The organism is Ancylobacter sp. SL191, assembly GCF_026625645.1.
Lineage (GTDB): Bacteria > Pseudomonadota > Alphaproteobacteria > Rhizobiales > Xanthobacteraceae > Ancylobacter.
On sequence record NZ_CP113056.1, the window covers coordinates 4,067,020 to 4,080,166 of the forward strand.

16 protein-coding genes are annotated in these 13,147 nt (G+C 70.0%); 14 read left to right on the forward strand and 2 right to left on the reverse strand.

Annotated elements, in window-relative coordinates; all coding sequences use genetic code 11:
• Window positions 1-7 precede the first annotated feature (7 nt).
• The 14 genes from ccoO (at window position 8) to OU996_RS18665 (ending at window position 11,750) form a co-directional block, all read left to right on the forward strand.
• A complete protein-coding gene (gene ccoO, locus OU996_RS18600; RefSeq protein ID WP_267583077.1) occupies window positions 8-760 on the forward strand; it encodes a cytochrome-c oxidase, cbb3-type subunit II in 753 nt (250 codons plus the stop codon).
• Window positions 757-924 carry a cbb3-type cytochrome c oxidase subunit 3 gene (locus OU996_RS18605; RefSeq protein ID WP_267583078.1) on the forward strand — a complete coding sequence of 56 codons (168 nt, stop codon included), beginning with the start codon at window positions 757-759 and terminating at the stop codon, window positions 922-924. The genes ccoO and OU996_RS18605 overlap by 4 nt, the downstream gene beginning before the upstream one ends.
• Window positions 911-1,780, forward strand: coding sequence for a cytochrome-c oxidase, cbb3-type subunit III (gene ccoP / locus OU996_RS18610; RefSeq protein WP_267583079.1), 870 nt, complete (start codon window positions 911-913; stop codon window positions 1,778-1,780). The genes OU996_RS18605 and ccoP overlap by 14 nt, the downstream gene beginning before the upstream one ends.
• Window positions 1,780-3,264 carry a 4Fe-4S dicluster domain-containing protein gene (locus OU996_RS18615; RefSeq protein WP_267583080.1) on the forward strand — a complete coding sequence of 495 codons (1,485 nt, stop codon included), beginning with the start codon at window positions 1,780-1,782 and terminating at the stop codon, window positions 3,262-3,264. Before ccoP ends, OU996_RS18615 begins: the two co-directional genes overlap by 1 nt.
• Window positions 3,261-3,737: a FixH family protein gene (locus tag OU996_RS18620; protein ID WP_267583081.1), complete on the forward strand. Its 477-nt coding sequence runs from the start codon at window positions 3,261-3,263 to the stop codon at window positions 3,735-3,737. The genes OU996_RS18615 and OU996_RS18620 overlap by 4 nt, the downstream gene beginning before the upstream one ends.
• A complete protein-coding gene (locus OU996_RS18625) occupies window positions 3,734-5,947 on the forward strand; it encodes a heavy metal translocating P-type ATPase (RefSeq protein ID WP_267583082.1) in 2,214 nt (737 codons plus the stop codon). The genes OU996_RS18620 and OU996_RS18625 overlap by 4 nt, the downstream gene beginning before the upstream one ends.
• Window positions 5,947-6,105, forward strand: a complete 159-nt coding sequence (gene ccoS, locus OU996_RS18630; protein WP_267583083.1) for a cbb3-type cytochrome oxidase assembly protein CcoS — start codon at window positions 5,947-5,949, stop codon at window positions 6,103-6,105. The genes OU996_RS18625 and ccoS overlap by 1 nt, the downstream gene beginning before the upstream one ends.
• Window positions 6,102-6,725 carry a hypothetical protein gene (locus tag OU996_RS18635; RefSeq protein WP_267583084.1) on the forward strand — a complete coding sequence of 208 codons (624 nt, stop codon included), beginning with the start codon at window positions 6,102-6,104 and terminating at the stop codon, window positions 6,723-6,725. The genes ccoS and OU996_RS18635 overlap by 4 nt, the downstream gene beginning before the upstream one ends.
• A gap of 9 nt (window positions 6,726-6,734) precedes the next feature.
• Entirely contained in the window at window positions 6,735-7,430 is a 696-nt protein-coding gene (locus tag OU996_RS18640; RefSeq protein ID WP_267583085.1) for a sulfite exporter TauE/SafE family protein, read from the forward strand.
• A gap of 67 nt (window positions 7,431-7,497) precedes the next feature.
• Window positions 7,498-7,944 (forward strand): hypothetical protein, encoded by a 447-nt coding sequence (locus OU996_RS18645; protein WP_267583086.1) that lies wholly within the window; start codon window positions 7,498-7,500, stop codon window positions 7,942-7,944.
• Window positions 7,945-8,193: 249 nt separating this feature from the next.
• Entirely contained in the window at window positions 8,194-8,733 is a 540-nt protein-coding gene (locus OU996_RS18650; protein WP_267583087.1) for a Crp/Fnr family transcriptional regulator, read from the forward strand.
• 102 nt (window positions 8,734-8,835) lie between these two features.
• Window positions 8,836-9,222 (forward strand): DUF2946 family protein, encoded by a 387-nt coding sequence (locus OU996_RS18655; RefSeq protein ID WP_267583088.1) that lies wholly within the window; start codon window positions 8,836-8,838, stop codon window positions 9,220-9,222.
• A 330-nt stretch (window positions 9,223-9,552) separates the two neighbouring features.
• Window positions 9,553-10,074, forward strand: coding sequence for a YcnI family protein (locus OU996_RS18660; RefSeq protein ID WP_267583089.1), 522 nt, complete (start codon window positions 9,553-9,555; stop codon window positions 10,072-10,074).
• 140 nt (window positions 10,075-10,214) lie between these two features.
• Window positions 10,215-11,750 (forward strand): copper resistance CopC/CopD family protein, encoded by a 1,536-nt coding sequence (locus OU996_RS18665; protein WP_267583090.1) that lies wholly within the window; start codon window positions 10,215-10,217, stop codon window positions 11,748-11,750.
• A 79-nt stretch (window positions 11,751-11,829) separates the two neighbouring features.
• Here the strand turns inward: OU996_RS18665 and cydX are convergent, their stop codons facing one another.
• Entirely contained in the window at window positions 11,830-11,970 is a 141-nt protein-coding gene (gene cydX / locus OU996_RS18670; protein WP_267583091.1) for a cytochrome bd-I oxidase subunit CydX, read from the reverse strand.
• A 16-nt stretch (window positions 11,971-11,986) separates the two neighbouring features.
• Window positions 11,987-13,144 (reverse strand): cytochrome d ubiquinol oxidase subunit II, encoded by a 1,158-nt coding sequence (gene cydB, locus OU996_RS18675; RefSeq protein WP_267583092.1) that lies wholly within the window; start codon window positions 13,142-13,144, stop codon window positions 11,987-11,989.
• Window positions 13,145-13,147: the final 3 nt, after the last annotated feature.

Below are 13,147 nucleotides of genomic sequence, written 5' to 3' on the forward strand. Positions count from 1 at the left end.
CCCGGTCATGGCAACGCACGCCGAAGACCCCAAGGGTCACGCCATCATCGAGCGGTCGACCACGCTGCTCTTCGTCCTGACGCTGCTGGTCATCCTGATCGGCGGGCTGGTGGAAATCGTGCCGCTGTTCAAGCTGGAGACGACGGTGCAGCCGGTGCCGGGCATGCGGCCCTATTCGCCGCTCGAGCAGATCGGCCGCAACGTCTATACGCGCGAGGGCTGCTACACCTGCCACAGCCAGCAGATCCGCCCGTTCCGCGACGAGGTGGAGCGCTACGGTCCTTACTCGGTCGCGGCCGAGAGCATGTACGACCACCCCTTTCTCTGGGGCTCCAAGCGCACCGGGCCGGACCTCGCCCGCGTCGGCTCGAAATACTCCAACGCCTGGCATCTCGCCCACATGATGGACCCGCGCAGCGTCGTGCCGGTGTCGATCATGCCGGCCTATCCGTTCCTCGCCAGCCGTGAGATCGACGTGGAGGGCTTCGCCGCCCATATGCGCGCGCTGCGCAAGGTGGGGGTGCCCTATACGGACGAGATGATCGCCCGTTCTGCCGCCGACATCCGGGCCCAGGCCTCGGGCGACGACAGCGATGGCGGGCTGCTCGCCCGCTATCCCAAGGCGCGGCTCGGCGATTTTGACGGGCATCCCGACCGCATCACCGAGATGGACGCGCTCATCGCCTATCTGCAGGTGCTCGGCACGCTGGCCGAGCTGCCGTTGGTTGCGCCCGCCGCACAGGGGAGCACGCAGCCATGAGCGAGGCCCTGCTCGTCTTCGCGCTGAAATCCTGGCTGGTTATCGCCGTCGCGCTGTTCGCCGCCATCCTCTGGAGCGTGTTCCGCCCCGGCGCCCGCGCCGAGATGGACCGCCGCTCCCGCATCCCGTTTGCCAGCGGGGAGGACACCGATGGCCACGCCTGAACGCGACCCGCTCACCGGCTACCGCACCACCGGCCATGAATGGGACGGCATCAAGGAGCTGACGACGCCGGTGCCGCAATGGTGGCTCACCGTCTTCATCGGCTCGTGCTTCGTCGCGGTGGCGTATATGTGGCTCTTTCCCTCGGTGGCGACACCGGTGGGCGTGTTCAAGGGCCAGCTCGGCTGGACCAGCCGCGGCCAGCTTGCCGAGGAAGTCGCCGCGGGGCGGGCGGCGCAGGCCGACTGGCGCCACCTGCTCAACGAGGCGCCGCTCGACCGGATCGAGGCCAACCCGGAACTGCGCCGTTTCGCCATCGCCGGCGGGCGGGCCGCCTTCAACGAGAACTGCGCGCCCTGCCATGGCGTCGGCGCGGGCGGCCAGATCGGCCAGTTCCCGGCTCTGATCGACGATGACTGGCTGTGGGGCGGCACTATCGCCGACATCCACCAGACGGTGAGCTACGGCATCCGCTCCGGTCATGACGAGACACGCCAGAGCATGATGCCGGCCTTTGGCGAGATGCTCTCCACCACCGACATCGACGCCATCGCCGACTATGTGCTGACCCTCGCCGATCCCGACCAGGCGGCGAGGCGCGGCACGATGCCCGGCGCCGCGCTGTTCCAGCAGAACTGCGCCGCCTGCCATGGCGGCAATGGCGAGGGCAACCGCGAATTCGGCGCGCCGACGCTTAACGACGCCATCTGGCTCTATGGCGGCACGAAGGCCGCCATCCGGCATCAGATCGCCACTCCGCGCATGGGCATGATGCCCGCCTTCGCCACCAAGCTCGACCCGGAGACCATCCGGATGCTCGCCGTCTATGTCCATACGCTGGGCGGGGGCGAGCGCTGATGCCGGCAACCGCCCTCCCCAGCCTTGCTCCCGCCCGCGCCGCTATTCGGCCGGACATTCCCCACGCGGTGCGCGGGCACTTCCGGCGTATCAAGACAGGCCTCACCTTGGGGATGCTCGGCTTCTTCTTCCTGCTGCCGTGGCTGCGCTGGGATCGCGGCGAGGGGCTGCCGGGGCAGGCGGTGCTGTTCGATCTTCCGGGCCGCCGGCTCTTCGCCTTCGGGCTGGAGTTCTGGCCGCAGGATCTGCCGATCGCGGTCGGCCTGATGGTGGCGGGGGCCTTGGCGCTGTTCTACGCGACGACGCTGGCCGGGCGGGTCTGGTGCGGCTTCGCCTGCCCGCAGACCGTGTGGTCCGACCTCTTCTTCACGGTGGACCGCCTGATCGTGCGCCTGGTCGGCAAGGGGACGCGGGAGCGCCGGCTGCGCACGCTCGCCTGGATCCTCATCGCGCTGGCGACCGGGATCGGCTTCACCAGCTATTTCATCGACGCCCCCGCTTTGCCGGGCCTGCTATTCGGTGGACAGGCGCCGGCCATGGCCTATGCCACCGTCCTCGTGCTGACCGGGACGACCTGGCTGCTCGCCGCCCATGCCCGCGAGCGCGTGTGCCTGCATATGTGCCCGTGGCCGCGCTTTCAGGCCGCGCTGCTCGACCCGCAGAGCCTTGTCGTCACCTATCAGACCGGACGGGGCGAGCCGCGCGGGCGCAAGCGCGACGCGCTGCGGCCCGAGCTCGTGGAGCCAGACCTCCTCGCGCCAAGCCTGTTCGCCCTGGCGCGCGATGCCTCGGCCTTCACCGTCCCGCCGTCGTCCGCGCCCCTGCGCGGCGACTGCATCGACTGCACGCGCTGCGTCACCGCCTGCCCGACCGGCGTCGACATTCGCGACGGCCTGCAGATGGGCTGCATCGGTTGCGGCCTGTGCATCGACGCCTGCAACGAGGTCATGGCCAAGCTGGAGCGCCCGGCGGGGCTCATCCGCTTTGATGTCGAGACCGCGCCGGGAGCCAGCCGGCGGAGCACGCCGCGCATCGGCTGGATGCGGCCGAAGGCGCTGACCTTCGGCCTCGCCGCCCTGCTGGCCTTCGGCCTCTCGGCCTATGGCATGGCGACGCTGGCGGATGTCAGCGTGCATGCCGAGCCACAGCGCAACCCGCCTTTCGTGCAGCTCTCCGACGGCAGTGTGCGCAACGATCTGGCGCTGCGTCTCGCCCATCGCCGACCGGGGCTCTCCGCCGTCACCCTGCATGTGGAGGGGCTCGACAGCGCGCAGCTCCGCCTCGGAACGCTCGACCAGCTGCCCGGCGCCCGCCTCGACATCGCCATCGGCGCGGGACGCAGCCTCGACGAGCGACTGCTCATCACCCTGCCGCGCGCGAACGCGCCCAAGGGGCGTCGCGATTTCGAGCTGGTGCTGGCCGATGCCGCGACCGGCGAGGAACTGGCCCGCCTGCCCAGCTATTTCTGGGGGCCCGAGCGATGAGCCGCACACCCGCAGTCCCGCAGAACCGGCGCGACCTGTGGATCCCCGCCAGCTTCGTGCTGTTCTTCGTCGCGCTGGCCGGACTCCAGCTCTGGTTCGTCCTGCTGGCCAATCGCAGCTTTACCGGCCTCGTCACCGATCCACGGCCGGCGGGCCTCGCCCATGGCACCGCACCGGCCACCGACTGGGCGGCGCGGCTGACCTTCACCCCGACCGGCACGCTTGCCGGCACACTGGAGGTGACGCTGACCGACAGCGGGGGCCGACCGCTCGCGCCCGAGCGGCTGATCGCCACCGCCGAGCGGACGACGCGCTTCCCCCAGCTTGTGCCGGTCATGCTGCAGCCCCTCGCCGCTGGTCGCTTCGAGGCCGCGCTCCGGCTGCCGCTGGCGGGCCCCTGGGCGGTGCGGCTCACGCTGACGCAGCAGGGCCGGACCACCGAGCGGGTCGAGACGGTCGAGGTGCTGCCATGAGCGCCGCCTACGCCGCCGATAGCGTGCCGGGAGATGACCTCACGCTGTGTTCGATCCGCAGTTTCGTCGAGACGCGCGGCGACATCCGGCGGCTGAGCCTGCTGGTCGACGGCGCACACTGCGCCGCCTGCATCAGCGCCATCGAGGAGCGCTTGCGCGATGATCCGACGGTGACGATGGCACGGCTGAACCTCACCTTGCGCCGCCTCAGCGTCGAATGGCGCGGCGACCTCGCCCATGCCGACACACTCGCCCGGCAGGTTGAGGCTCTCGGCTACCGGGTGGCGCCGTTCGACCCCGCGTTTCTCACCCGCCTCGACAGTGACGCCGGCCGCGAGTTCCTTCGCGCGCTCGCCATCGCGGCGTTTGCCTCGTCGAATGTGATGATGCTGTCGCTGGCGGTCTGGGCAGGGCAGGCCGAGGACATGGCGGGCGGCACGCAGCTCCTGTTCCAATGGCTGGCGGCGCTGGTCGCCCTTCCCGCCGTCGCCTATGCCGGACGCCCCTTTTTCCGCTCGGCCGTGAGCGCGCTGCGGCAGGGGCGCACCAACATAGACGTGCCGATCGCGCTGGGCCTCATACTCACCAGCCTGATCAGCCTGATCGAACTGATCCGTCAGGGCCGCGACGTCTATTTCGACAGCGCGACGGCGTTGCTGTTCGTGCTGCTGGTCGGCCGCTATCTCGATTTCCGCGTGCGCGCCCGCTCCCGCGCCGCCGTGGAGCGCCTGCTGATGCTGAAGGCGCATGGCGCGACGGTATGTCGGGAGGATGGAACGCTCGCGGTTCTGCCGGCCCATGCCGTGCGCACCGGCATGATCGTCCTCTTCCGCCCCGGCGAGCGCGTGGCGGTCGATGGTATCGTCGTGGAGGGACGCTCCGATATTGATGTTGCCATCGTCACCGGCGAGAGCCTGCCGCAGCGGGCCCTGCCGGGCACGCGGGTGCTTGCCGGCAGCGTGAATCTCACGCAGCCGCTGAAGCTGCGCGCCAGCGCCGGCGTCGAGGACAGCCACCTCGCCGACATCGTCCGCCTTGTCGAGCAGGCCGAGGCGCGCCGGGGCCGGGCGCGCCAGCTGGCCGATCGTGTGGCCCGCATCTGGACGCCGATCATCCACGGTGTCGCGCTGGCGACGCTGCTCGGCTGGTGGCTGCTGGCCGATGCCGGCCTCGCCCCCGCGCTGCTCAATGCCGTGAGCGTACTCATCATCGCCTGCCCCTGCGCCATCGGGCTCGCCGTGCCGGCGGTGCAGGTGGTCGCGACCGGCGCGCTGCTGAAACGCGGCATTCTGCTGCGCGCCGGCGACGCGCTGGAGCGGCTGGCCAGCGTCGATCTCGTCGCCTTCGACAAGACCGGCACGCTCACACGCGGCGAACCACGCATCACCGAGTGGCCCGAGGACAGCAGCGCGATCCGTGTTGCCGCGTCACTGGCGAGCATGAGCCCCCATCCGGTGGCGCGCGTCCTCCACGCCGCCGCGCCGCTGGAGGAACCGCCCCCCTGCTGGGAGGAAGTGCCCGGCGAGGGCATCCGCGCGCTGACGCCGGAGGGCGAAGTCCGGCTCGGCCGTGCCAGCTTCTGCGATGTGGCGGGTGCCCCGGACAGCGCGACCAGCGAGGTCTGGCTGGCCCGCCCCGGCCACGCACCGGCGCGCTTTGCCATAGAGGATGCGCTGCGCCCCGATGCGGCGGAGACGGTGACGAGGTTCGCCGCGGCCGGCATCCCGTCGGCCATCCTGTCGGGCGACCGACCCGAGGTGGTGGCGCGCGTCGCGCGGGTGCTCGACATCGGCCTCGGCCAGGGCGGGCTGTTGCCGCGCGACAAGCTCGCCCGGCTGGAAGGCTGGCGGGCCGAGGGGCACCATACGCTGATGGTCGGCGACGGGCTCAACGACGCGCCGGCGCTGGCGGCAGCGCATGTCTCGGCCAGCTTCGCCCATGGCGCCCCGGCGAGCCAGAGCGCGGCGGACATCGTGCTGCCCTTCGGCGATCTTGCCGCCGTCCACCATGTCTGGCGGGCCGGGCGGCGCGCCCATCGCATCATCCTGCAGAATCTGGGACTGGCGGCGTTTTACAACATTGCGCTCATTCCCGTGGCTGTGTGCGGGCTGGTGACGCCGCTCGGCGCGGCGCTCGCCATGGCGGCGAGTTCGCTGACCGTCACCCTCAACGCGTTGCGGGCGGGCGAACCGGACAGGGAGCGCGGCTGATGGATGTGCTGCTTTTCCTCGTCCCCATCGCGCTGGCGCTCGGCACGCTGGGGTTGGCGGCATTCTTCTGGACGCTGCGCACCGGCCAGTATGACGACCTCGACGGCGACGCCGCCCGCATTCTCCTCGACAAGGACACCCCCGAGGCTTCCCCATGAACGCTCTGACGCCTTTCAAGCCCGCCCCGGCTGCTCATCTCCGGCCACCCGCATCGGTCGAGATGCCGCGCCCGCTGCCTTTCCTGCTGAACGTGCTGCTGGCCGGTGCCCTGGGTTTTTACCTCGGCGGCTGGATGGCCGCGCTGGCGGGTGCCGGCGCGCTGCTGGCCCTGCTCGGCGGCTTCTTCCTCGCGCCGCAGATCGGGCAGGCCCGGCGCGCGCTTGAGCGGCTGGGAGGCTCGGTCTGGGTCATGCTGCGTCCGCTGGTCGGTCTCGTCCTGTTCCCGCCGGTCGCTGCCATCACCCTCGTGCTCAGTGTCCTTCTGCTGATCGGCGGGTGGGGCGGTGCCCACATCAACCGCCCCTCTATTCCCGGCTCCCTCTCGGTGCTCGCGACCCTGCACGCCTGGCGGCGCCTGCTGCTCGGCCTGTTCACTTCGGACAACCTGCCGATGACCGCCGTCAACATCCTGCTGCTGGTCGTCCTGGGCTGCGTCGGGATCGGTATCGAGGTCGCCTTCTACGCCGCACTTGCGGCTGTGCCGGTGATGATCGTCGCTCTGGTGATGGTCGCCATCGAAGCGAGCCGGGAGCCGGACGACGGCCCGGCGGCGGGCTGAAGCATCGTGATGGTCGATCTCAGCTTTCTTGGCGGCCTGATCCTCGGCCTTGCCAGCAGCCTGCACTGCGCCGGCATGTGCGGCGGCATCGCCTCCGGCCTGCTGCTTGCTTTCGACACCGGCCGAGGACCGGCACAGCGCGCCGGGGTGCTTCTGGTGAGCCAGGCGGGGCGGATCATCGCCTATGTCACGGCGGGCAGCTTCCTTGGCGTCGTCGGATCGGAATTCTACGGCGCTTTCAATCAGGCGGGCGCCCATCTCGTCATGCGCTGGGCGGCCGCGGTGGCGCTCGGCTGGATCGGGCTGTCGATGACCGGCCTGGTGCCAGTGGTGAGCGTCGTGGACCGGCTCGGCGCGCCGCTCGCCCGGTTGTCGCGCCATCCCGCCCGCCTCGCCTTTGCCGGCGGCTATGCCGGCCCGTTCATTGCCGGGATCGCCTGGGGATTGCTGCCCTGCGGCATGGTCTATGGCGCCCTGTTCTACGCCATGCTGACCGGCAGCGGGGGCGGCGGTGCGCTGGTCATGGTCGGCTTCGGGCTCGGCACGCTGCCGGCGGTGACGGCGACGGCTTTCGGCGTCACCGCGCTGCGGCACATGGCATTCGCGCCGCGCATCCGGGTTCTGGCGGGCGCGACCCTCATCGTGATCGCGGCAGCCAGCGCGCTCCTGCCGGCCGCCGCATGGGAAGAGTTGTGTTTGACGTGATGACGGTGGCGCGTTGGACAATTTGTCCAATGCCGACGGCGTGAAACACCGCTAGCATCGAGTTGTCATGACGCATCCTGCTCACACGCGCGACCTCACGCCCTTGCAGGCCTCGCATCGGCGCGCGCGGGGTGCGATCCAGGGACTGTTGCACCTGCTGTGCGCTGTTGCCCTGTTGCTGGTTGGCTCCATCCATCAGCTTCCCGCGCGAGCGGCGAGCGCGCCCGCCGACGTCGACCTCAGCGAGTATGTCTTGCCGGACGGCACCCTGCCGGTGCTGTGCCTGTCGCCTTCCGATGACGGCTCCTCCTCCGGCACCCCGCATTCTCACGGCTGCGAGGCCTGCCGGCTCGCCGCGACGCCGGGACTGCTCACGCCTGAACACGACCTGTTCCGGCCCGCGGACTACACGCTTCTGACGCGGCCGCGCTTTCCCGAAACGGCACCCGCCCACCCTGTCCTGCTCTTCCGTCTCGCCCAGCGCGGGCCCCCAGCCTCCGGCCTCCACGCCTGAATCGCGGCAGGCCACCGCCTGCCTTGGTCGCGTGTCCGCGCGGTCCGGCCCGAGCCAGACCTGCCAGACGAATGCCGGGGTCCAACCATGTTCATCAACGCCGCCCTGCGGTCCGACGCCCTGCGCGCTTGGCCGCTCTTGCCCGTTCCGTCCGACGCGGACAGGTCCGCGCTCGTCATTGCCGCCCGCGAATCGATCACGCCCGACACTCTCGCAGAGGCTCACCTCTACCGGATCGAAACAGGATGCTTGGCGCTCTGCCGCCAGATCGACGCCGAGCGACGCCAGATCCTCGACATCGTCGGTCCCGGTCGGTTGATCGACCAGGGCCTTGTTCACCGCCTGCCCTGCGAGATCGTCGCCTTCGCGCCGACCCGCCTCGCGCCGGTGGATGCGCCGGCCGCGGGGCTGGAAGCGCTGGCGGCCGCGCATCAGCAGGTGATGCTGGACCGAGCCCTCGGCCATCTCACCCGGCTCGGCCGGCTGGGCGCCGGCGAGAGAGTGGCCGAGGCGCTGCTCGATCTCGCCGGGCAATATGCCCATCACGCCTGTTTCAAGGGCGAAGGAAGCGAGACTTTCCCGTTCCATCTCAGCCGGGGCGATCTCGCCGACTGGCTGGGTCTGACGCTGGAGACCGTCAGCCGCTGCATGAGCCGCCTCAAGCAGGACGGGGTGATCGACTTCGGCAAAGGGTCCACCTTGACCCTTCTCGACCGCGCCGCCCTGACCGAAATCGCGCGCGGCAGCCGGAAGCTGCAGGCGCTCTACGCTCCCCGGCAAGCGGGGTGAAGGTGGGGGATGATCGGCAAACGGCTTTGCGGCACGCCCGACGCTCATGATAATCCACGCGCGGCGCCGCCGGGCGTCTCAGGACATTGAGGTTTAGGCCCCGTGACTGGCAAGCGGCAGGGATGGAGCTTTGTGGTCGCGCTCGGCGCGGCCTATATGCTTGTTCTCCAGCTCCTGCTCACCGGCCTCGCGCTCGGCACGCACGCCGCCCCCTCCCTCGCCGACAGCAACAATGGTGTGATCTGCCTTGGCACGGGGACGGGCGGCTCCACCCCGGACGCGCCGACCGCGCCGCCGCATCTGCCCGACTGCTGCCAGCTTGGCTGTCTGCTGGGCACGGTATTGGCGCCCGCGCCGAGTGTCACGGTCGCGGCAGTGTTCCCGCCGGAGACCACCGGACCCAGCGTTCTGCCCCTGACATCCGTCGTGCGGGGCGATGAGGGCTGGCGCACACCGCGAAACAGCCGCGCACCACCTATCCGCGCCTGAGGGCTGGCTCGCGCAAGCGCGCATGACGCGCCGTCTCGCGAGCTAACGCCCGAGAACCGCGGCCACACCGCCGCCCGTGCCCCCTGCCCCATTGGCCTGTCCATTACCCGGAAGGCGGCAGCGTCTGCGCGCTCCAACGGGCACGCACGGCAGGGTAATGCGGCGCCCCGGCTCTCTGCGACCCCGCTCCACTCCCGACCGCACGGCCGACAGGCCCTGCGGCCCCTCCCCTCTCCTGCCCGCCCCGTGGCTGTGAGTGCCCGCGCGCGCCTCTGTGCCCGCGTCTTCAACCGCCGGCAACACGCCGGCTTCCACCCGAGGAGACCCAAGATGATCCGTTCGACCTCTCTCGCCGCCGCGCTGCTCGCGCTGGGCGCCAGCGGCGCGCTTGCCCATGTCACGCTGGAGACCCAGCAGGCGCCGGTGCCCTCCACCTACAAGGCGATCTTCCGCGTGCCGCATGGCTGCGAGGGCAAGCCCACCCTCAAGGTCCGCATCCAGATTCCCGAGGGCGTGATCTCGGTGAAGCCGCAGCCCAAGCCCGGCTGGACGCTGGAGAAGGTGAAGGGCAAGTACGCCACCACCTATGACTATTACGGCACCCCGACCAGCGAGGGTGTGAAGGAAGTCATCTGGAGCGGCGGCAACCTGCCGGATGACGAGTATGACGAGTTCGTGCTGCGCGCCTACCTCACCCCCGGCCTCAAGACCGGCACGACGCTGTACTTCCCGGTGGTGCAGGAATGCCCGGACGGCGCTGCCGAGCGCTGGATCGAGATTCCCGCCGAGGGCAAGAGCGCGGACGATTACGAGCTGCCCGCGCCCGGCGTGAAGCTGGTGCCGAAGAACTGAACCTTGCCTGACCACCGGCGTGCCCCATGGGCACGCCGGTTCCCCTTGCCGGACGAGACCCCGTGCCCCCTACCCTGCTGCCACCGACACCCCTGCTCCGCCTCCTGCTTGTCCTGCTGATCGCGGGTCTGGGCGGGTCCGTGTCCAGCCGCCTGGCGCTGGCGCATGCCTCGCTGGTCGCGGCCAGCCCGGCCGATGGCGCGATGCTGGCGCAGGCACCGGCAGGCTTTGCCCTTACCTTCAGCGAACCCACCTCGCCGCTGCTGCTGTCGCTGGTCACGCCGGACGGCACCCGCCTGCCGCTGGACCGCTTCACACTGCGCGACCAGACGCTGGAGATCGACGCCCCGCCCGGCCTTTCTCAGGGCACGCATGTGCTGAGCTGGCGGGTGATTTCCGAAGACGGTCATCCCGTCGGCGGTTCCGTCGTGTTCTCGATCGGCCATCCGAGCACGCCCGCGCCAGCCGCGGCCGAGGGCACTGAGCCAAACGTCGCCCGCATGATCTGGTGTCTGCGCGTGTTGCTCTATGCCGGCCTGTTCGTCGGCATTGGCGGCGCCTTCTGCCTCGCCTGGCTCTCGGCACCCGCCCGCGCCGGCGAGACATGGATCGGCGCCGCGCTGGTGCTCGCCGCGCTTGCCGCGCTCGCCTCTGGCGGCCTTCAGGGTGTGGACGCGCTGGATGCGCCGCTGACCGGCCTTGGCCGGGCGATTGTCTGGCAGACCGGCTTCGCCACCAGCTTCGGTCAGACCGTTATGGGGGCGTTGCTGGCCACCATCCTCGCCGGGTCCAGCCTGGCAATGACCGCCCGTCCGGCGCGCTTTCTGTCTCTCCTCGCCCTCGTCACGCTGGGTGTCGCGCTCGCGGTCAGCGGCCATGCCGGCGCAGCCCCGCCGCAAGGACTGACACGCCCGGCGGTGTTCCTCCATGGCGTCGGCATCGCCCTGTGGGTCGGGGCGCTTCTCCCGCTCGCGCTGCTGTTCGCACGCAGATCGCCCGAGGCGGGCGCCGCCCTGCGCCGTTTCTCGGCCGTCATTCTTTTCGCCGTGCTGCCACTGCTGGCATCGGGCCTGTTGCTGGCGGTCATCCAGCTCGGCACCCCCACCGCCCTGTGGGAGACGGACTATGGGCGTGTGCTCGCGGCGAAGCTGATCCTCGTGGCGGCGCTCCTCGCCCTCGCCGCCTATAACCGCCTGCGCCTCACCGACCCGGCACAACGGAGCGAGGCCGACGCCCGCCGCCGGCTGGTGCGAACGATCCGGCTGGAAATCGCCCTCATCCTCGCCATCTTCGCCCTCGCGGCGCTCTGGCGCTTCACGCCGCCGCCGCGCGCCCTTGCTTTGGCCGCCGCCCAGCCGGCGCAGACCCATATCCACGCGCTGAAGGCGATGGCGGACCTCACCGTGACGCCCGGCCGGGCGGGGCCGGTCAATGTCAGCCTCATGCTGATGACCGGCGAGTTCGGTCCGCTCGACGCCAGGGAGGTAACGCTGGTGCTGGCCAATCCCGCCCTCGGCATCGAGCCGATCCGCCGCAAGGCCGAACGTCGCGACGGGCTGTGGCGCATCGACGGTATGGTCATTCCCGCGGCCGGGGAATGGAACGTGCGCATCGATATCCTGATCACCGATTTCGACATGACCCGCCTCGAAGGCACGCTGCACATCCGCAGATGATCGAGGCGGCACATGTCCCGGGTCGGCCCCGCTGCCATGACCTGCAGCGGCGCGGCCGCGGACCGGCTTCGAGGCCCCGTCAGTGCACCTTCACAGGCGCCGGCGCGACCTTGGGGTGCCCCTTCAGGGCGGCATCGTCCATCAACTCGTACCACATGGCGTTGAGCACGGCGAAGGCAGCCGCGAGCGGCAGGCCCAGCATCCAGGCGAAGTACCACATGCGATATCTCCTTCTCTCAATAGGCGTGGCCGGTGTCTTTCGCGATCGCCTGCACGTCCACCTTGCCCCAGAGCACTTTGTAGACCCAGCTCGTATAGGCGAGGATGATCGGCACGAAGATCAAGGCGCAGACCAGCATGATGAACAAGGTGAGATGGCTCGATGAGGCATCCCATACGGTGAGGCTGGAGCGCGGGTCGATCGAGGACGGCAGGATGAAGGGGAACATGGAAAGCCCCACGGTCGCGATGATGCCGAAGATCGACACCGAGCTCATCAGCCAGGCGAAGCCGCCCTTGTTGGCGCGCAGCAGGATGAAGCTCCCCAGCGCGCCGAGGAGGCCCATCGCCGGGGCGATCCACATCCAGGGATGCGCGGCGTAATTGGCGAACCAGGCGCCCGGCGCCTGCGCTACCGTCTTGGCGAGCGGGTTCGACGGGCCGGTGGTGACGATGGCGCTGGTGAACTCATAGCCGGCAATGCCGAACCAGAGCCACACACCACCCAGCACGAACAAAGCGAGGGTGGCGAGCGCCGCCAGCGAGCCCAGCGTACGGGCGCGGGCGGCAATGACACCGCTCGTCTTCAGCTCGATCCAGCCGGCGCCGTGCATCACCAGCATGGCGACCGACAGCAGGCCGGCGAGCAGGCCATAGGGGTTCAGCAGTTCGAACAGCGTGGTGCCGTCGTAGAAGATCCGCAGGTCGCCATCGAGGTGGAAGGGCACGCCCTGCAGCACATTGCCGACCGCGACGCCCATCACCAGCGCTGGCACCAGCCCGCCGACGAACAACGCCCAGTCCCAGCCCGAGCGCCAGGCCGTGCTCTCGCGCTTCGAGCGGTACTTGAAGCCGACCGGCCGCAGGATGAGCGCGAACAGGATGGCGAACATGGCGAGGTAGAAGCCGGAGAAGGACACCGCATAGAGCGGCGGCCAAGCGGCGAAGATGGCGCCGCCGCCGAGGATCAGCCACACCTGATTGCCTTCCCAGGTCGGGCCGATAGCGTTGATGACGGTGCGCCGTTCGAGATCGGTGCGGGCGACGAAGGGCAGCAGCGTGGCCGTGCCGAGGTCGAAGCCGTCCATGATGGCGAAGCCGATCAGCAGCACGCCGAGCAGCAACCACCAGATGACGCGCAGGACGTCATAGTCGATGAGGGTGTGGAGAATCATGGC

What these genes read in the sequence shown, in the direction of transcription:
- ccoO (WP_267583077.1), top strand. Translation starts at nt 8, where the DNA reads ATGGCAACGCACGCCGAAGACCCCAAGGGTCACGCCATCATCGAGCGG.
- ccoS (WP_267583083.1), top strand. Translation starts at nt 5,947, where the DNA reads ATGGATGTGCTGCTTTTCCTCGTCCCCATCGCGCTGGCGCTCGGCACG.
- OU996_RS18620 (WP_267583081.1), top strand. Translation starts at nt 3,261, where the DNA reads ATGAGCCGCACACCCGCAGTCCCGCAGAACCGGCGCGACCTGTGGATC.
- OU996_RS18605 (WP_267583078.1), top strand. Translation starts at nt 757, where the DNA reads ATGAGCGAGGCCCTGCTCGTCTTCGCGCTGAAATCCTGGCTGGTTATC.
- cydB (WP_267583092.1), bottom strand. Translation starts at nt 13,144, where the DNA reads ATGATTCTCCACACCCTCATCGACTATGACGTCCTGCGCGTCATCTGG.
- OU996_RS18615 (WP_267583080.1), top strand. Translation starts at nt 1,780, where the DNA reads ATGCCGGCAACCGCCCTCCCCAGCCTTGCTCCCGCCCGCGCCGCTATT.
- OU996_RS18625 (WP_267583082.1), top strand. Translation starts at nt 3,734, where the DNA reads ATGAGCGCCGCCTACGCCGCCGATAGCGTGCCGGGAGATGACCTCACG.
- ccoP (WP_267583079.1), top strand. Translation starts at nt 911, where the DNA reads ATGGCCACGCCTGAACGCGACCCGCTCACCGGCTACCGCACCACCGGC.
- OU996_RS18660 (WP_267583089.1), top strand. Translation starts at nt 9,553, where the DNA reads ATGATCCGTTCGACCTCTCTCGCCGCCGCGCTGCTCGCGCTGGGCGCC.
- OU996_RS18635 (WP_267583084.1), top strand. Translation starts at nt 6,102, where the DNA reads ATGAACGCTCTGACGCCTTTCAAGCCCGCCCCGGCTGCTCATCTCCGG.
- OU996_RS18640 (WP_267583085.1), top strand. Translation starts at nt 6,735, where the DNA reads ATGGTCGATCTCAGCTTTCTTGGCGGCCTGATCCTCGGCCTTGCCAGC.
- cydX (WP_267583091.1), bottom strand. Translation starts at nt 11,970, where the DNA reads ATGTGGTACTTCGCCTGGATGCTGGGCCTGCCGCTCGCGGCTGCCTTC.
- OU996_RS18645 (WP_267583086.1), top strand. Translation starts at nt 7,498, where the DNA reads ATGACGCATCCTGCTCACACGCGCGACCTCACGCCCTTGCAGGCCTCG.